General features: G+C 70.3%; 16 protein-coding genes. All 16 read left to right on the top strand.

Annotation, left to right across the window (positions count from 1 at the left end; genetic code table 11):
- Nucleotides 1-276: 276 nt before the first annotated feature.
- The 16 genes from thrB to atpA all read left to right on the top strand — a co-directional run bounded on the left by thrB (nt 277) and on the right by atpA (nt 17,489).
- Nucleotides 277-1,194, top strand: a complete 918-nt coding sequence (gene thrB, locus ACFVFQ_RS05910; RefSeq protein ID WP_274913275.1) for a homoserine kinase — start codon at nt 277-279, stop codon at nt 1,192-1,194.
- Between the two features lie 373 nt (nt 1,195-1,567).
- Nucleotides 1,568-3,589: a transcription termination factor Rho gene (rho, locus tag ACFVFQ_RS05905; RefSeq protein ID WP_383409340.1), complete on the top strand. Its 2,022-nt coding sequence runs from the start codon at nt 1,568-1,570 to the stop codon at nt 3,587-3,589.
- 348 nt (nt 3,590-3,937) lie between these two features.
- Nucleotides 3,938-5,065, top strand: coding sequence for an LCP family protein (locus ACFVFQ_RS05900; RefSeq protein WP_383409332.1), 1,128 nt, complete (start codon nt 3,938-3,940; stop codon nt 5,063-5,065).
- 178 nt (nt 5,066-5,243) lie between these two features.
- On the top strand, nt 5,244-5,468 hold the full coding sequence (gene rpmE / locus ACFVFQ_RS05895; RefSeq protein ID WP_248015100.1) for a 50S ribosomal protein L31: 225 nt from the start codon (nt 5,244-5,246) through the stop codon (nt 5,466-5,468).
- 168 nt (nt 5,469-5,636) lie between these two features.
- Nucleotides 5,637-6,716, top strand: a complete 1,080-nt coding sequence (gene prfA / locus ACFVFQ_RS05890) for a peptide chain release factor 1 (protein ID WP_383409327.1) — start codon at nt 5,637-5,639, stop codon at nt 6,714-6,716.
- 39 nt (nt 6,717-6,755) lie between these two features.
- On the top strand, nt 6,756-7,601 hold the full coding sequence (gene prmC / locus ACFVFQ_RS05885) for a peptide chain release factor N(5)-glutamine methyltransferase (RefSeq protein WP_383409324.1): 846 nt from the start codon (nt 6,756-6,758) through the stop codon (nt 7,599-7,601).
- Nucleotides 7,602-7,683: 82 nt separating this feature from the next.
- A complete protein-coding gene (locus ACFVFQ_RS05880) occupies nt 7,684-8,331 on the top strand; it encodes an L-threonylcarbamoyladenylate synthase (protein ID WP_383409321.1) in 648 nt (215 codons plus the stop codon).
- The gene (locus ACFVFQ_RS05875; RefSeq protein ID WP_383409318.1) at nt 8,331-9,026 is read left to right on the top strand and encodes a protein-tyrosine-phosphatase; all 696 of its coding nucleotides are present in this window, start codon (nt 8,331-8,333) and stop codon (nt 9,024-9,026) included. The genes ACFVFQ_RS05880 and ACFVFQ_RS05875 overlap by 1 nt, the downstream gene beginning before the upstream one ends.
- A gap of 239 nt (nt 9,027-9,265) precedes the next feature.
- Nucleotides 9,266-10,654 carry a serine hydroxymethyltransferase gene (gene glyA, locus ACFVFQ_RS05870; RefSeq protein WP_383409316.1) on the top strand — a complete coding sequence of 463 codons (1,389 nt, stop codon included), beginning with the start codon at nt 9,266-9,268 and terminating at the stop codon, nt 10,652-10,654.
- 119 nt (nt 10,655-10,773) lie between these two features.
- On the top strand, nt 10,774-12,123 hold the full coding sequence (locus ACFVFQ_RS05865) for an MraY family glycosyltransferase (RefSeq protein WP_383409313.1): 1,350 nt from the start codon (nt 10,774-10,776) through the stop codon (nt 12,121-12,123).
- 289 nt (nt 12,124-12,412) lie between these two features.
- Nucleotides 12,413-12,850: a hypothetical protein gene (locus ACFVFQ_RS05860; RefSeq protein WP_383409309.1), complete on the top strand. Its 438-nt coding sequence runs from the start codon at nt 12,413-12,415 to the stop codon at nt 12,848-12,850.
- A gap of 279 nt (nt 12,851-13,129) precedes the next feature.
- Nucleotides 13,130-13,924, top strand: a complete 795-nt coding sequence (gene atpB, locus ACFVFQ_RS05855) for a F0F1 ATP synthase subunit A (protein ID WP_383409855.1) — start codon at nt 13,130-13,132, stop codon at nt 13,922-13,924.
- A gap of 77 nt (nt 13,925-14,001) precedes the next feature.
- On the top strand, nt 14,002-14,271 hold the full coding sequence (atpE, locus tag ACFVFQ_RS05850) for an ATP synthase F0 subunit C (RefSeq protein WP_274913260.1): 270 nt from the start codon (nt 14,002-14,004) through the stop codon (nt 14,269-14,271).
- Nucleotides 14,272-14,312: 41 nt separating this feature from the next.
- Nucleotides 14,313-14,876, top strand: coding sequence for a F0F1 ATP synthase subunit B (locus ACFVFQ_RS05845; RefSeq protein ID WP_383409304.1), 564 nt, complete (start codon nt 14,313-14,315; stop codon nt 14,874-14,876).
- Nucleotides 14,873-15,688, top strand: a complete 816-nt coding sequence (locus ACFVFQ_RS05840) for a F0F1 ATP synthase subunit delta (protein WP_383409301.1) — start codon at nt 14,873-14,875, stop codon at nt 15,686-15,688. Before ACFVFQ_RS05845 ends, ACFVFQ_RS05840 begins: the two co-directional genes overlap by 4 nt.
- Nucleotides 15,689-15,899: 211 nt before the next feature.
- Entirely contained in the window at nt 15,900-17,489 is a 1,590-nt protein-coding gene (atpA, locus tag ACFVFQ_RS05835; RefSeq protein ID WP_383409298.1) for a F0F1 ATP synthase subunit alpha, read from the top strand.
- Nucleotides 17,490-17,507: the final 18 nt, after the last annotated feature.

Here is a 17,507-nt window from a genome sequence, read left to right as displayed (position 1 = left end):
CGAACCGCACATTGCGCAAAGCCCCGGGCAAACGCTGCAAAGGCGCCGTTGAGGCATGTGATGGCGCGCGACACGCATCGTGCGCCTCCTGTGCGCCCTATGTCGCGACAGAACCTTCCTTCGATAGGCTGGCACCCAACTCCCCTCCCCACGGCATAACGCAGTGGTGTGCAGGGCAGGTCAGAACAGACCCCACGAGCCGTCCGGGCGCCCAGGCGCCGCGGAGTCGTGCTCCGGGGCAGTACCGCAGCATCAATCAAGGAGAGTCATCGAGCGATGGCCGGTCCCGCGTTCCGCGCCGCCGCCGTCCGGGTGCGCACCCCCGCTACCAGCGCCAATCTCGGCCCCGGCTTTGATGCCCTGGGACTTTCCCTGGGGCTGTACGACGACGTCGTGGTCCGGGTCGCCGACTCCGGTCTGCACGTCGACATCGCCGGCGAGGGCGCGCAGTCGCTGCCGCGCGACGAAAGCCATCTGCTCGTACGGGCCATGCGCACCGCCTTCGACCTGCTCGGCGGGCAGCCGCGCGGCCTGGAGATCGTCTGCGCCAACCGCATCCCGCACGGCCGGGGCCTTGGCTCCTCCTCGGCCGCCATCTGCGCCGGCATCGTCGCGGCCCGCGCGGTGACCATAGGCGGCGAGCAGAAGCTGGACGACGCCGCGCTGTTGGAGCTCGCCAACGAGATCGAGGGCCACCCCGACAACGTCGCCGCCTGCCTGCTCGGCGGGTTCACGCTGGCCTGGACGGACACCGGCACCGCGCGGGCGATCCGCATGGATCCGGCCGATTCCATCGTTCCGGTGGTCTTCGTGCCCGGGAAGCCGGTGCTCACCGAGACCGCCCGCGGACTGCTGCCGCGCACCGTCCCGCACGTGGACGCCGCGGCCAACGCCGGTCGTGCCGCACTGCTCGTCGAGGCCCTGACCAGGCGCCCCGAGCTGCTGCTCGCCGCGACCGAGGACCGACTTCACCAGGACTACCGCGCCCCCGCGATGCCGGAGAGCATGGGCCTGGTGAACCGACTGCGCGCGGACGGCGTCCCCGCAGTCATCTCCGGTGCGGGCCCGACGGTGCTCGCGCTGGTCGAAGAAGCGGCGGCCGACAAGGTCGCGGCGCTGGCGGGAGAGGGGTGGGCGGCCAACCGGCTGACCCTCGACGTGGCGGGCACCTGCGTGCTGCCGCTCGCCGGGTGATCACACCGAGTGATCGACGATCGCCGGTCTTGGAGAGGGGGAATGTTTGTTGGATCCGGTAGTGTTAACCTCAAGTCAGTACTCGACGCCAGTGTGGCGCGGTGCTTCGTGTCCCCTATCGGGACCATTTCTTCCGGGAGCCTCCCAAACTGCTTGGAGCCTTTGTCCTGAGCAGACGTGAGCACGCTCCGGAATCGGCGTGACGACACAAGTCACATCCCAGATCTTCACGCCGGAGCCATGAATTGATTTCTCCGCCGAATCAGGCGGGACCACCGCCCCGGCCCGGTCCGTTAGACCAAGGAACCGGCCGGACAGCACAACCGGTCGCCGAGCCAGACAGGCCGACGCCCGCTCCAGGGAAGGACCCTTCGTGAGCGACACCACCGATCTGATGGGCGCGCGCACCGACGGCAGTGCCGCCACGCCCGCCACGGACGCTCCCGCCGCGCCTGCCAGCACGCGGCGCCGCCGTTCCGGCACCGGCCTTGAGGGCATGGTCCTGGCAGAGTTGCAGCAGATTGCCTCGGGCCTCGGTATCAAGGGCACCGCGCGGATGCGCAAGAGCCAGCTGATCGAGGTCATCAAGGAGCGGCAGGCCGCCGGCTCCGGGGCCGCAACCAAGGCCGAAGCGCCCGCCGCCGAGGCCGAGACCAAGCCCAAGCGCCGGGCCACCTCCAAGGCCCGCACCGGTGAGGAGAGCGCCGAGCCCGCCAAGGCCGAGAAGGCCGCCAAGTCGACCAAGTCGACGGAGAAGGCCGGGACGCAGCAGCAGATCGACATCCCCGGTCAGCCCTCCCCGCAGGGCGGCGCCGCCGCCGAGGAGGCGCCGACCGGTGAGCGCCGCCGGCGCCGGGCCACCGCCCCCGCGGGCAGCCCGGACGGCACCGACGCCAAGGCCGAGTCCGCCACCGCGGTCAAGGCCGAGGCCAAGACCGACACCGCCCCGCAGGAGACCGGCGAGGGCCGGCCCGCCAAGGGCGCCGACCGCCAGGACCGCGGGGACCGCCAGGACCGCGGCCCGAAGGGCGAGCGGGGCCGTCGGGACCGCGACCGCGACCGTGACCGCGACCGTCGCAAGGGCGACGCGGGCGATGGCGGCGGCCAGGGCGGCAACCGTCAGCGGGACCGCCGGGACGGCGACGACGAGGACTTCGAGGGCGGTCGGCGCGGTCGGCGCGGCCGTTACCGCGACCGCCGCGGGCGTCGTGGCCGCGACGACTTCGCCAATGAGCCGCAGTTGGCCGAGGACGACGTGCTGATCCCCGTCGCGGGCATCCTCGACATCCTCGACAACTACGCGTTCATCCGGACCTCCGGTTACCTGCCGGGCCCGAACGACGTGTACGTCTCGCTCGCCCAGGTCCGCAAGAACGGCCTGCGCAAGGGTGACCACGTCACCGGCGCGGTCCGGCAGCCCAAGGACGGCGAGCGGCGCGAGAAGTTCAACGCCCTGGTGCGACTGGACAGCGTCAACAGCATGGCGCCCGAACAGGGCCGCCAGCGGGCCGAGTTCGGGAAGCTGACGCCCCTTTACCCGCAGGAGCGGCTGCGCCTGGAGGGCGAGTCGGGCGGTCTGACGACCCGGATCATCGACCTCGTCACGCCGATCGGCAAGGGCCAGCGCGGTCTGATCGTGGCGCCGCCGAAGACCGGCAAGACCATGATCATGCAGGCGATCGCCAACTCGATCACCCGCAACAACCCCGAGTGCCACCTGATGGTCGTCCTCGTCGACGAGCGTCCCGAAGAGGTCACCGACATGCAGCGGTCGGTCAAGGGCGAGGTCATCTCCTCGACCTTCGACCGCCCGGCCGAGGACCACACCACCGTCGCCGAACTCGCCATCGAGCGCGCCAAGCGCCTGGTCGAGCTCGGCCACGACGTGGTCGTGCTGCTGGACTCCATCACCCGCCTGGGCCGCGCGTACAACCTCGCGGCGCCCGCCTCCGGCCGCATCCTCTCCGGTGGTGTCGACTCGACCGCGCTCTACCCGCCGAAGCGCTTCTTCGGTGCCGCGCGCAACATCGAGGACGGCGGCTCGCTGACCATCCTGGCCACCGCGCTGGTCGAGACCGGCTCGCGGATGGACGAGGTGATCTTCGAGGAGTTCAAGGGCACCGGCAACCTGGAGCTCAAGCTCGACCGCAAGCTCTCCGACAAGCGCATCTTCCCGGCGGTGGACGTGGACGCGTCCAGCACCCGTAAGGAAGAGATCCTGATGGGCAGCGACGAGCTGGCCATCGTCTGGAAGCTGCGCCGGGTGCTGCACGCGCTGGACCAGCAGCAGGCCATCGAGCTGCTGCTGGACAAGATGAAGCAGACGAAGTCCAACGCGGAGTTCCTGCTCCAGATCCAGAAGACGACGCCGACCACGGGCAACGGCAACGACTGACGCCCGCGGCCGCGCCGCACTTCCACCGGGCCCCCTCACCCTTCGCGGGTGTGGGGGCCCGGTGCGTTCCGGTGTGACCTGCGCCGCGCGGGGTCGTGACCCGCTTGAGACCTTTCGCACAGATCGACAGTTCCCGCGGCGTTTACGCCGGAGTGTGCCGCGCGACGAAACCCCTGGTGAGGGCCGTGCCGCGGGCCCCGTGTCGTCGAGCGCCGCCCGGTTCTTCTAAGAAAACGCTCATATTGGGCTGTGCAACCCTTCCGGTCGGCCCCCCGTCTGACTAGGCAATCCACCGCTTACGGCAGGGAGACGGCGAGGCGCAGTCGACCGACGAAGGACTGAGAACAGATGGCGCAGAGCGACGGGACCGGGCGAACGGCCGGAAGCGGAGGGCGCTCCATACGTGGCACCGGACGGCGGCGCAAGACCCCCAGCCGGCGGCACCGGATCCTCACCCGCGCCCTGTGCGCACTGGTCGGCGTGGTGCTGCTCGGCGGCGCCGGGGTCGGCTACCTCTACTTCAAGTTCAACGGCAACCTCACGGGCGTCGACATCAACGCCGCCCTCGGCCGCGACCGGCCCAAGAACATCGACAACGGCTCGATGGACATCCTCGTCATGGGCTCCGACTCCCGCTCCGGCGCCAACGCCTCCTACGGCAAGGACGAGGGCGGGGCGCGCTCGGACACCGCGATGGTCGTGCACGTCTTCAAGGGCCACAAGAAGGCCAGCGTCGTCAGCATCCCCCGCGACACCCTGGTGGCCCGGCCCGACTGCACCACCAAGGACGGCAAGGCCGTCCCCGGGCAGCAGCGCGCCATGTTCAACACCGCCTTCGAGGTCGGCGGCCCGGCCTGTGCCGTCAAGACCGTCGAGTCGATGAGCGGCATCCGCATGGACCACTTCGTCGAGGTCGACTTCACCGGCTTCAAGAAGCTCATCGACGCGCTCGGCGGGGTGCCGATCACCACCACCAAGCCGATCAACGACAAGTACAGCCATCTGCACCTGACGCCCGGCACCCACACCCTGGGCGGCGAGGACGCCCTCGGCCTGGTCCGCACCCGGCACGGCGTCCCCGGCGGCGACGGCAGCGACCTGGGCCGCATCCAGCTCCAACAGACCTTCATCAAGGCCCTGTTGAAGCAGGTCCGCAGCATCGGCGTGCTCTCCAACCCCGGCAAGCTCTACGACGTCGCCGACACCGCCACCAAGGCCGTCACCACCGACACCGACCTCAACTCGGTCACCGCACTGACCGGTCTGGCCAAGGAACTCGGCGGCATCTCCACCGACAACATCGCCATGGCGACGCTCCCGGTGACCTTCGACCCGGTCAACCCCGACCGCGTACTGCCGCTCACCACCAAGAGCCGGCAGGTGTGGGACGCGCTCCGCCAGGACCAGGACATCCCCAAGGCCGCCCTCAAGGGCTCGGCGGGTGACAAGGGCGGCACGTCCCGCTACGTCAAGTAGCCGTCGCCCGCGCCGCGTCCGCCCGGGGAACGCCGGGTGGACGGGTGCGGGAATAGCACCGGCCGTACCCCGGTTTTGGGAGATACGGCCAGTGCTGGCAAACTGGACCGTCGGCCCCGGTTCACGTGACGCAATCCGTGCCACGACCCGGTGCCACTCCCGAACCTAGGAGAATCCCTTGAAGCGCGACATCCACCCGGAGTACGTCGAGACCCAGGTCAGCTGCACCTGTGGCGCCTCCTTCACCACTCGTAGCACCGTCGCCGGCGGCACCATCCGCGCCGACATCTGCTCCGAGTGCCACCCGTTCTACACGGGCAAGCAGAAGATCCTGGACACGGGCGGCCGCGTGGCCCGCTTCGAGGCCCGCTTCGGCAAGAACGCCAAGGCCGCCAAGAAGTAGCGACCCGCAAGGCGCCGGTCTCCGGTCGCCCCTGGACAAGGGGGACCGGACCGGCGTCTTTGTCGTCCGTACCCTCTGCCCCCCGGCCGAGGGGCCGGCCCGCCGCACCGCGGCAACGGGGCGCAGCGCCCCGGGAAGCCACACCAGCAGTCAGCAGAGGAACACACGATGTTCGAGGCGGTCGAGGAACTGGTCGGCGAGCACGCCGACCTCGAAAAGCGGCTGGCCGACCCCGCGGTCCACGGGGACCAGCGCGAGGCCATGCGGCTCAACAAGCGCTATGCGGAACTGACCCCGATCATCGCCACGTACCGCGCGTGGAAGCAGACCGGCGACGACATCGACACGGCCCGCGAACTGGCCGCCGACGACCCGGACTTCGCGAGTGAGGTCAAGGACCTCGAAGCCGCCCGCGAGGAGCTCACCGAGAAGCTGCGGCTGCTGCTCGTCCCGCGTGACCCCAGCGACGACAAGGACGTCATCCTGGAGGTCAAGGCCGGCGAGGGCGGCGAGGAGTCCGCGCTGTTCGCCGGCGACCTGCTGCGGATGTACCTGCGGTACGCGGAGCGGGTCGGCTGGAAGACCGAGATCCTCGACGCCAACGAGTCCGACCTCGGCGGCTACAAGGACGTCCAGGTCGCGGTGAAGACCAAGGGCGGCGGCGGGGCCACCGAGCCCGGCCAGGGCGTCTGGGCGCGGCTGAAGTACGAGGGTGGGGTGCACCGCGTCCAGCGGGTGCCCGCCACCGAGTCGCAGGGCCGGATCCACACCTCCGCGGCCGGCGTGCTGGTCACGCCGGAGGCCGAGGAGGTCGAGGTCGAGATCGTGGCCAACGACCTGCGGATCGACGTCTACCGCTCCTCGGGGCCCGGCGGCCAGTCCGTCAACACCACCGACTCCGCGGTCCGGATCACCCACCTGCCCACCGGCATCGTGGTCTCCTGCCAGAACGAGAAGAGCCAGCTCCAGAACAAGGAGCAGGCGATGCGCATCCTCCGCTCGCGGCTGCTGGCCGCGGCCCAGGAGGAGGCCGAGAAGGAGGCGTCGGACGCCCGGCGCAGCCAGGTGCGCACCGTCGACCGCTCGGAGCGCATCCGCACGTACAACTTCCCGGAGAACCGCATCTCGGACCACCGGGTGGGCTTCAAGGCGTACAACCTGGACCAGGTGCTCGACGGCGAGCTGGACCCGGTCATCCAGGCGTGCGTCGACGCCGACGCGGCGGCCAAGCTCGCCGCCGCCCAGTAAGACCGCAAGACCTTTGAGGACCGATCGGCTGGAGGACCAGTGAACCTGCTGCTCGCGGAGGTGGCCCAGGCCACCCAGCGGCTGGCCGACGCCGGCGTGCCCTCCCCGCGCTTCGACGCGGAGGAACTGGCCGCGCATGTGCACGGCGTCAAGCGCAGCCAGCTGCACACGGTCCCCGACGCGGACTTCGACGCCCGCTACTGGGAGGCCGTCGCCCGCCGCGAGGCGCGCGAACCCCTCCAGCACATCACCGGTCGGGCGTTCTTCCGCTACCTCGAACTGGCCGTCGGGCCGGGGGTGTTCGTGCCCCGCCCAGAGACCGAGTCGGTGGTCGGTTGGGCGATAGACGCGGTGCGCGCCATGGACGTCGTCGAGCCGCTGATCGTCGACCTCTGCACCGGCTCGGGGGCGATCGCCCTCGCCCTGGCGCAGGAGGTGCCGCGCTCGCGGGTGCACGCCGTGGAGCTCTCCGATGAGGCCCTGGGCTACGCCCGCAAGAACGTCGAGGGGTCCCGCGTCGTTCTCCACCACGGCGATGCGCTCACCGCGCTCCCCGAACTGGACGGGCAGGTCGACCTGGTGATCTCCAATCCGCCGTACATCCCGCTCACCGAGTGGGAGTACGTCGCCCCCGAGGCCCGTGACCACGATCCGGAGCTGGCGCTGTTCTCCGGCGAGGACGGCCTGGACACCATCCGGGGCATCGAACGGACCGCGCACCGCCTGCTGCGGCCCGGCGGCGTGGTCGTCGTCGAGCACGCCGACACCCAGGGCGGGCAGGTGCCGTGGATCTTCAACGAGGAGCTGGGCTGGGCGGACGCGGCCGACCACCCCGACCTCAACAACCGGCCCCGCTTCGCCACCGCGCGCCGGGCGACGCCATGAGCCGCCCCACCCCGGCGCCCGATGCAGGCGATGCATCCGCTTATTCGTTCCGCGTAACCGTTCCGCACGAGGAGGACCGCTAATGGCACGGCGATACGACTGCAGCGACGCGACCGACCGCGCGACCGGCCTGCGTGAGGCAGCCTCGGCCGTGCGGCGCGGCGAGCTGGTCGTGCTGCCGACCGACACCGTCTACGGCATCGGCGCGGACGCCTTCAGTCCGGAGGCCGTCGGCGACCTGCTGGAGGCCAAGGGCCGCGGCCGGGGGATGCCGTCCCCGGTCCTGGTCGGTTCCCCCAACACCCTGCACGGCCTGGTCACCGAGTTCTCCGAGCAGGCATGGGAGCTGGTCGACGCGTTCTGGCCGGGGGCGCTGACCCTCGTGGCCAGCCATCAGCCGTCGCTGACCTGGGACTTGGGGGAGACCCGGGGCACGGTCGCGGTGCGGATGCCGCTGCACCCGGTCGCCATCGAACTGCTCACCGAGTTCGGCCCGATGGCGGTCTCCAGCGCCAACCTCACCGGCCACCCCTCCCCGCAGGACTGCGACGCCGCGCAGGAGATGCTCGGCGACTCGGTCTCGGTCTACCTCGACGCCGGCCCGACGCCCGCCGCCGTGCCGTCCTCGATCGTGGACGTCACCGGCCGGGTGCCGGTGCTGCTGCGCGAGGGCGCGATCAGCGTCGAGGAGCTGCGCAAGGTCGTACCCGAGCTTGAGGTGGCGCATTGATGCCGCCGCCGCAGGGACGGGGCATAGCGGGACGAGGCGCCGAGACCTTCTCGGTCCCGGTGGAGAACCCGCGCTGCTTCCGCATCCTCCACGTCAGCACCGGCAACGTCTGCCGCTCGCCGATCACCGAGCGGCTGCACCGGCACGCCCTCCAGGAGCGGCTCGGCTCGTCACAGGCCGTCCGCGGCTGCGGGCTGCTCGTGGAGAGCGCCGGCACCTGGGGCCATGAGGGCGCCCCGATGGAGACGCACGCCGCGACGGTGCTCGCCGACTACGGCGCGGACCCGGCCGGCTTCATCGGCCGGGAGCTGCTCGACGAGCACGTCATCCGGGCCGACCTGGTGCTCACCGCCACCCGCGACCACCGCGCACAGGTCATCTCCATGGGGCACTCCGCGGGGCTGCGCACCTTCACGCTGAAGGAGTTCAACCGACTGGTTCGCGCCATAGATCCGGCCACGTTGCCGGCGCCCGACCCGGGGCTGCCCGACGGCGGGCTGGTCGAGCGGGCCCGCGCGCTGGTCGGCGCGGCCGCCGCGCTGCGCGGCTGGCTGCTGGCGCCCAACCCGGAGTCCGACGAGGTCCACGACCCCTACGGGGCACCGATCACGTTCTTCCGCTCCATCGGCGACGAGATCAACAGCGCGCTCGACCCGGTCGTCACCGCCCTCACCGGAGTCCCGGCGCCGGCGTAGGGCCTGCCCCAGCGCGCCCGCGCACCAGCCGGCGCGCCCGCGGCGCCCAGGCACCCCGGGAACGGCCCTGACGGCCCCTCTGCGCCCCCTGACCGGCCCCGGGACCCGATCGGCCCCGGCACGCCGCGCCCGATCCCTGAGCCGCGCCTACATTGGGATTGGGCCTGCCGGGCTAGGGCCGGACGGCCCCGAGGGCACGTGCGACGTGCCCTGGTCCCGTACGAGGCCCGGAGCCAGCGATGCCCGCCACCACCGCGTCATCCCGCCGCACGTCCCCGGCCGGCCGCGCCCCGGCCGCCGACCCCCGGGCCGTCGCCGCGGCCGAGACCGTCGAGCAGCGGGCCCGGGCCGCCGCCCACGACGAGGTCACCCGGCCGCCCGGCTCTCCCGACTTCGCCGCGCTGCTGCGCCAGGACCCGGAGATCGCCGGCGTCCTGCTGGCGGAGAGCGGCCGGCAGAGCGACGGGCTGCAACTCATCGCCGCCGAGAACTTCGTCTCGCCCGCCGTCCTGGCCGCCCTCGGCTCCCCGTTGGGCAACAAGTACGCCGAGGGCTATCCGGGCGCCCGGCACCACAGCGGCTGCGAGATCGTCGACCTCGCCGAGCGGATCGCGGTGGAGCGCGCCACGGCCCTCTTCGGCGCCGAACACGCCAACGTCCAGTCCCACTCGGGCTCTTCGGCCGTACTGGCCGCCTACGCCGCGCTGCTGCGCCCCGGCGACACCGTCCTGGCGATGTCCCTGCGGCACGGCGGCCACCTCACCCACGGCTCGCCGGCCAACTTCTCCGGCCGGTGGTTCGACTTCGCCGGCTACGGCGTCGACCCGGCGAGTGGCCTGCTCGACTACGAGGCGATCCGCGCACTGGCCCGAGAGCGCCGCCCCAAGGCCCTGGTCTGCGGCTCGATCGCCTATCCGCGGCACATCGACTACGCCGCCTTCCGCGACATCGCCGACGAGATCGGCGCGTATCTGATCGCCGACGTGGCCCACCCGATGGGGTTGATCGCCGGCCGGGCGGCGCCCAGCCCCGTGCCGTACGCGGACGTGGTGTGCGCGACCACCCACAAGGTGCTGCGCGGGCCGCGCGGCGGGATGATCCTGTGCCGGGCGCGGCTGGCCGAGCGGATCGACCGCGCGGTGTTCCCGTTCACCCAGGGCGGCGCGCAGATGAACGCGGTGGCCGCCAAGGCCGTGGCGTTCGCGGAGGCCGCGACGCCGGCGTTCCGGGGCTACGCCCAACAGGTCGTCGGCAACGCCCGGGCGCTGGCCGACGGGCTGGCCGCGCAGGGCCTGACGGTCACCACCGGCGGCACCGACACCCATCTGATCACCGCGGACACCGCCCCGCTGGGCCTGGACGCGCGCACCGCCCGCGGCCGGCTGGCGGCCGCCGGCATCGTGCTGGACACCTGCGCGCTGCCCGGCGCCCAGGCGCCCGCGGGGTCCGGGACCTGCCCGACCGGGATCCGGCTGGGCACCGCCGCGGTGACGACGCAGGGGATGGGCGAGGCCGAGATGCACCGGGTCGCGGAGCTGATCGGGGCGGCGCTGCGGGAGGACGGCGCGGTGCGCGCCGCGATCGCCGGGCTGGTTGGCCGGTTCCCGCCGTATCCGGATCAGGACTGAGCGCGGGCGGCGCCGGAACCGTCTTGGCGGCGCCCGTCGTCTTCTCCGGCATGCGCCCGTATTCACGGCCAGTGGCCGGACACGCATAAGGTGTGGGGCTGTGATGGCCAGCTATCTCTATGGGGCAGCCCGTGCGTGAATACCTGCTGACGCTGTGCGTCACTGCCGCGGTGACCTACCTGCTGACCGGTCCGGTGCGGAAGTTCGCGATCGCGGCCGGTGCGGTACCGGAGATCCGTGCGCGGGACGTACATCGCGAGCCGACCCCGCGACTGGGCGGGATCGCGATGTTCGGCGGGTTGTGCGCGGGGCTGCTGGTGGCCGCGCACCTGACCAACCTCAAGAGCGTCTTCGAGACCAATGAGCCGCGGGCCCTGCTGTCGGGCGCCGCGCTGATCTGGATCCTCGGCGTGCTCGACGACAAGTGGGGCGTGGACGCCCTGGTCAAGCTGGGCGGCCAGATGATCGCCGCGGGTGTGATGGTCCTTCAGGGGCTGACGATCCTCTACCTCCCGGTCCCGGGCATCGGCACGGTCGCGCTGACGCCGATGCAGGGCACCCTGCTGACCGTCGCGCTGGTCGTCATCACCATCAACGCGGTGAACTTCGTGGACGGCCTGGACGGTCTCGCGTCCGGCATGGTCTGCATCGCCGCGGCCGCGTTCTTCATGTACACGTACCGGCTCTGGTTCGGTTACGGCATCGAGGCGGCGGCGCCGGCCACCCTGTTCTCGGTCGTCCTGATGGGCATGTGCCTGGGCTTCCTGCCGCACAACATGCACCCGGCCCGGATCTTCATGGGCGACTCCGGGTCCATGCTGATCGGCCTGGTGATGGCGGCCGGCGCGGTCTCGCTGACCGGCCAGGTCGACCCTGACCTGCTCAACCAGAAGGCCGGCGGTCTGCGCGAGGCGACCCACGCGATGGTGCCGGTCTACATCCCGCTGCTGCTGCCGCTGACGATCATCGCGGTGCCGGTCGCGGATCTGATTCTGGCCATTGTGCGACGGACCTGGAAGGGCCAGTCGCCGTTCGCCGCGGACCGCGGGCACCTGCACCACCGCCTGCTGGAGATCGGCCACTCGCACAGCCGCGCGGTGCTGATCATGTACTTCTGGTCCGCGCTGATCGCGTTCGGCGCGGTGGCCTATTCCGCCAACGACGCCAGCATGTGGATCGTCCTGGGCATCGTGCTGCTCAGCGCGGTCGGCCTGGTGCTGCTCCTGCTGCCGCGCTTCACCCCGCGGGCCCCGATCTGGGCCGAGCGGCTGGTCCCGCCGCGCTACCGCCGGGTCGTCCGGGAGGCGCTGGCCGTGGACGGCGCGGCCGGTGGCACGGCCGGGAGCGCGGCCGCGGACGAGCCGGGGGAGGAGCGTGGTTCGACCGTTCCGCCCGGGATTCACGGCGCCACGGCGATCGGCGACCGGTCACGTTTCGTGGACCGTCGTAAGGCGGGGAGTCATCGCTGAGGCCCCTCGTGGTCGCCCGAATGTGCGTCAGGAATCGGGACGGTTGACCCCATACCAGACAGCCGACGGTTCGTCAGTGCACCAATGTGCAGAGTCACTCTCAGGTGTGACAGGATCCACACGAACCAGGTAAAGACCTCATCAAATAGTTTGTGATACCGTTCACGAAACCCGGCGATAGAGCCGAAGGACCGTAGTGCGACGGTCCATTGGCCTGAAGGTTCTTCCGCCGGCCGGGTCTACGCTCGTCCCTGACGACACCACCCCCATCCCATGCCGGAGCGCCACCATGCAGTCGAATGACGCCCGACTACTTCTTCACGCCGCCGTACCCACCGTTGCCGCCGGCGCTCTCGCCGTTGCCGTGAGCGGTGTGGTCGCGGGTGCCGCGGGTGCGCTCGGCGCCGTCTTCGGCGCCCTGCTGGTCATCCTGGTGATGGGGGCCGGGCTCGTCGTCCTGCAGCAGACCGCCAAGAAGCTGCCGCAGCTGTTCCAGATGATGGGGCTGCTGCTGTACACCGTGCAGATCCTGTTCGTGGCGGTGTTCCTCATCGCCTTCAAGGACACAACTCTCTTCGATACCAAGGCATTTGCGTTCTCTCTGCTCGCTGCCACCCTCGTATGGATCGCGGCGCAGACCCGCGGCCACATGAAGGCGAAGATTCTGTACGTGGACCCCGACTCCGCGGAGGCCAAGACGGCCAAGACGGCGGGGTCGCCGACGTGACACGTAGGGCCGAGATAAATGGCCTCGTGCCGGCCTGCTATCGTCCGGTGCCAACTGCGGCGCAGCTGGCGCAGGCGGCTGAGCTCCCGGGGTCCCCGAGAAGGAACGGGAAGTTCTCGCGGCCAATGCCTGTGATCCGGACCGGCCTAGCGCCGACCAGCCGCCCCCTAATCCGTAACACCAGTCCAGTGCCGCTCCGTGGTTCAACGCCGCGCCGACACAACGAGGTTGCCGTACCCATGCGCCACGCTGAAGGAGCTCGCGGTGAGTGCTGAAACGATGCTCGCCTTCGAGACCGACTGCCACATCTTTTCCGGGTGCGGCTTTGATGCCCCCGGGCTTCATAACTTCGTCTTCGAGCCGCTCTTCACCATCGGTGGCTTCGAGTTCAACAAGCCGATGTTGCTGGCCCTGCTCAGCACGGTCGTCGTGGTGTGGTTCTTCTGGGCTGCATTCGGCCGCGCCAAGGTGGTTCCCGGCAAGCTGCAGATGATCGGCGAGGCGGGCTATGACTTCGTGCGTCGCGGGCTCGTCTATGACGCGCTGGGGAAGAAGGAGGGCGACAAGTACGTCCCCTTCATGGTCTCGCTGTTCTTCTTCGTGTGGATCATGAACCTCTGGTCGATCATCCCCGTCGCCCAATTCCCGGTGACGTCGGTGATCGCCTTCCCCGCGGGCCTCGCGGCGATCGTCTACATCCTCTGGGTCTTCCTGACCTTCAAGAAGCACGGCTTCGTCGGCGCCTTCAAGAACTTCTCCGGCTATGACAAGTCGCTCGGCTGGGTCCTCCCGCTGCTGATGGTCATCGAGCTCTTCTCGAACCTGATCATCCGGCCCTTCACCCACGCGGTCCGACTCTTCGCGAACATGTTCGCGGGGCACCTGCTGATCCTGATGTTCACCGTCGCCAGCTGGTACCTGCTCAACGGCATCGGCTTCGTGTACGCCGGCGCGTCGTTCATCATGACCATCCTGATGACGGCCTTCGAGCTGTTCATCCAGGCCGTCCAGGCGTACGTCTTCGTGCTTCTGGCCTGCAACTACGTCCAGGGCGCGCTCGCCGAACACCACTGAGCACCCCGGTTCCCCACCCCAACAGCTGTCCGGTGGCCAACCCCCACCGGTCCGTGAAACGAGAAGGAAGTAACGGCATGTCCGCTGCTCTCGAGATGGCCAACCACCTCGCCGCCGCCGGCGACTCCGCCAAGACCACGGTCGTCGGCAACGTCGCCGCCATCGGTTACGGCCTCGCCGCGATCGGCCCCGGCGTCGGCGTCGGCATCATCTTCGGTAACGGCACCCAGGCCCTGGCCCGCCAGCCCGAGGCCGCCGGCCTGATCCGCACCAACCAGATCATGGGTTTCGCCTTCTGTGAGGCTCTCGCCCTGATCGGCATCGTCATGGGCTTCGTTTACAAGTAAACGGAACCCATCGACTATCCATTCAGACGGAAGGCACTGATGTGAACGCCCTGAACTTGGCGGCGGAGGTTCCTGAGAACCCCCTCGTCCCGCCGATTCCAGAGCTGGTCATCGGCCTGATCGCTTTCTTCATCGTCTTCGGCTTCCTCGCCAAGAAGCTCCTCCCGAACATCAACAAGGTTCTGGACGAGCGCCGGGCGCAGATCGAAGGCCGTATCGAGGATGCCGAGGCGACTCAGGCCGAGGCGCAGCAGGTGCTCGCGGACTACCGGGCCCAGCTCGCCGACGCCCGCCACGAGGCCGCGCGCCTGCGCCAGGAGGCGCAGGAGCAGGGCGCGACGCTCATCGCCGAGATGCGCGCCGAGGGCCAGCGGCAGCGTGAGGAAATCATCGCCGCCGGTCACGCCCAGATCGAGGCGGACCGCAAGGCAGCCGCCCAGGCGCTGCGCCAGGACGTGGGCAAGCTCGCCACCGAACTGGCCGGCAAGCTCGTCGGCGAGTCCCTTGAGGACCACGCCCGACAGAGCCGGACCATCGACCGCTTCCTCGACGAGCTTGAGGAGAAGTCGGCATCGGACGCGACGAAGGCTGAGGCCGGCCGATGAATGGAGCGAGCCGCGAGGCACTCGCCTCCGCACGCGAGCGGTTCAACGCGCTGACGGACAACACCTCCGTCGACGCCGCGAAGCTCGCCGAGGAGCTGGCTGCCGTCACCGCTCTGCTCGACCGCGAGGTGTCGTTGCGTCGGGTCCTCACCGACCCGGCGCAGCCCGGCGAGGCGCGGGCCGAGCTGGCCCGGCGGCTGCTCGGCGGCCAGGTCGGCGAGGCCACCCTCGACGTGGTGACCGGCATGGTCCGCTCCCGCTGGTCGCGCTCGCGTGACCTGCCGGACGCGATCGAGGAGTTGGCGTTCAGCGCCGACCTCGTCGCGGCGCAGCGGGACGGCCGCCTGGACGACGTCGAGGACGAGCTGTTCCGGTTCGGCCGGATCATCGCCGGGAGCGGTGAGCTCCGCCGTGCGCTGACGGACCGGAGCGCCACGGCCGCCGCCAAGACGGAACTGCTGCACACGCTGCTGGGCGGCCGGGCCAACCCGGTCACCGAGCGGCTGGTGATCCGTCTTGTCGCACAGCCGCGGGGCCGTAGCCTGGAGGCGGGGCTCGACGCCCTCTCCAAGCTGGCGGCGGCCCGCCGGGACCGCATGGTCGCGGTGGTCACCTCCGCGGTGCCGCTCAGCGAAGGGCAGCGGCAGCGCCTCGGCGCCGCACTGGCCGAGCTGTACGGCCGGCAGATCCACCTGAACCTCGACGTGGACCCCGATGTCCTCGGCGGCGTGCAGGTACGGATCGGCGACGAGGTCATCAACGGGACCGTCGCGGAGCGCCTCGACGAGGCGTCCCGGCGGATGGCCGGCTGACCTAAGCCACCAACTCAAGAGCTGCACACCCGGCGGCGGGAGACCGGACCCGCCGGACCGACAGGTCCGGCCGCGGTCCGGACGACGCCCCGGAAAACAGCACAAGCATGACGGCGGCCCGAGTTGGGCCGTAAGCGGAAACGGTCCGGGGGAGACGCCCCCAGGACACCGCACGTAACTTCGGGCCCAACAAGGAGAGCAGGGAACCCAGATGGCGGAGCTCACGATCCGGCCGGAGGAGATCCGGGACGCACTGGAGAACTTCGTCCAGGCGTACAAGCCGGACGCGGCCTCGCGCGAAGAGGTCGGGACGGTCAGCGATGCCGGCGACGGCATCGCACACGTCGAGGGTCTGCCCTCGACGATGGCGAACGAACTGCTGAAGTTCGAGGACGGCACGCTCGGTCTGGCGCTGAACCTGGAAGAGCGCGAGATCGGTGCGGTCATCCTCGGTGAGTTCAGCGGCATCGAGCAGGGCCAGCCGGTGCAGCGCACCGGTGAGGTGCTCTCGGTCGCCGTGGGCGAGGGCTACCTCGGCCGCGTCGTCGACCCGCTGGGCAACCCGATCGACGGTCTCGGCGAGATCGAGACCGAGGGCCGCCGTGCCCTGGAGCTGCAGGCCCCCGGCGTCATGGTCCGCAAGTCGGTCCACGAGCCGATGGAGACCGGCTACAAGGCCGTCGACTCGATGGTGCCGATCGGCCGTGGCCAGCGTCAGCTGATCATCGGCGACCGCCAGACCGGCAAGACCGCCCTGGCCGTCGACACCATCATCAACCAGCGCGACAACTGGCGTTCCGGCGACCCGAAGAAGCAGGTCCGCTGCATCTACGTCGCCGTCGGCCAGAAGGGCTCCACCATCGCGTCCGTCCGCGGCGCGCTGGAAGAGGCCGGTGCCCTCGAATACACCACCATCGTCGCCGCCCCGGCGTCCGACCCGGCGGGCTTCAAGTACCTGGCCCCCTACACCGGTTCGGCCATCGGCCAGCACTGGATGTACCAGGGCAAGCACGTCCTGATCATCTTCGACGACCTCTCGAAGCAGGCCGACGCCTACCGCGCCGTGTCCCTGCTGCTGCGCCGCCCGCCGGGCCGTGAGGCGTACCCGGGTGACGTCTTCTACCTGCACTCGCGTCTGCTGGAGCGCTGCGCCAAGCTCTCCGACGAGATGGGCGCCGGTTCGATGACCGGTCTGCCGATCGTCGAGACCAAGGCCAACGACGTCTCGGCGTTCATCCCGACCAACGTCATCTCCATCACCGACGGCCAGTGCTTCCTGGAGTCGGACCTGTTCAACGCCAACCAGCGGCCGGCGCTCAACGTCGGTATCTCGGTCTCCCGCGTCGGCGGTTCGGCCCAGCACAAGGCGATGAAGCAGGTCTCCGGCCGACTCCGCGTCGACCTCGCCCAGTACCGCGAGCTGGAGGCGTTCGCCGCCTTCGGTTCCGACCTGGACGCGGCCTCCAAGGCCCAGCTGGGGCGCGGTCAGCGCATGACCGAGCTGCTCAAGCAGGACCAGTACGCGCCGATGCCCACCGAGGACCAGGTCGTCTCCGTCTGGGCCGGCACCAACGGCAAGATGGACGAGGTCCCGGTCGAGGACATCCGCCGCTTCGAGCGCGAGCTCCTCGACCACCTCCACCGGGAGAAGAAGGACCTGCTGACCAGCATCCGCGAGGGCGGCAAGATGTCCGACGACACCATCAGTGCCATCTCGGACGCGGTCGACGCCTTCAAGCGGCAGTTCGAGACCTCGGACGGCAAGCTGCTCGGCGAGGACACCCCCGCCACCGGCAAGTGACGACGGAAGGGACCTGAT

Origin of the sequence: Streptomyces sp. NPDC057743, assembly GCF_042798755.1 — a bacterium.
Lineage (GTDB): Bacteria > Actinomycetota > Actinomycetes > Streptomycetales > Streptomycetaceae > Streptomyces.
The sequence above is the reverse complement of the archived record's forward strand: the minus strand, read 5'-3'. Positions and strand labels throughout refer to the sequence as shown.

Bases quoted from the DNA above. Each gene is read 5' to 3' on its own strand.
- thrB (WP_274913275.1), top strand. From the start codon at position 277: ATGGCCGGTCCCGCGTTCCGCGCCGCCGCCGTCCGGGTGCGCACCCCC.
- ACFVFQ_RS05860 (WP_383409309.1), top strand. From the start codon at position 12,413: ATGCAGTCGAATGACGCCCGACTACTTCTTCACGCCGCCGTACCCACC.
- ACFVFQ_RS05900 (WP_383409332.1), top strand. From the start codon at position 3,938: ATGGCGCAGAGCGACGGGACCGGGCGAACGGCCGGAAGCGGAGGGCGC.
- atpB (WP_383409855.1), top strand. From the start codon at position 13,130: ATGCTCGCCTTCGAGACCGACTGCCACATCTTTTCCGGGTGCGGCTTT.
- ACFVFQ_RS05880 (WP_383409321.1), top strand. From the start codon at position 7,684: ATGGCACGGCGATACGACTGCAGCGACGCGACCGACCGCGCGACCGGC.
- ACFVFQ_RS05875 (WP_383409318.1), top strand. From the start codon at position 8,331: ATGCCGCCGCCGCAGGGACGGGGCATAGCGGGACGAGGCGCCGAGACC.
- ACFVFQ_RS05840 (WP_383409301.1), top strand. From the start codon at position 14,873: ATGAATGGAGCGAGCCGCGAGGCACTCGCCTCCGCACGCGAGCGGTTC.
- prfA (WP_383409327.1), top strand. From the start codon at position 5,637: ATGTTCGAGGCGGTCGAGGAACTGGTCGGCGAGCACGCCGACCTCGAA.
- atpE (WP_274913260.1), top strand. From the start codon at position 14,002: ATGTCCGCTGCTCTCGAGATGGCCAACCACCTCGCCGCCGCCGGCGAC.
- glyA (WP_383409316.1), top strand. From the start codon at position 9,266: ATGCCCGCCACCACCGCGTCATCCCGCCGCACGTCCCCGGCCGGCCGC.
- ACFVFQ_RS05865 (WP_383409313.1), top strand. From the start codon at position 10,774: ATGGGGCAGCCCGTGCGTGAATACCTGCTGACGCTGTGCGTCACTGCC.
- atpA (WP_383409298.1), top strand. From the start codon at position 15,900: ATGGCGGAGCTCACGATCCGGCCGGAGGAGATCCGGGACGCACTGGAG.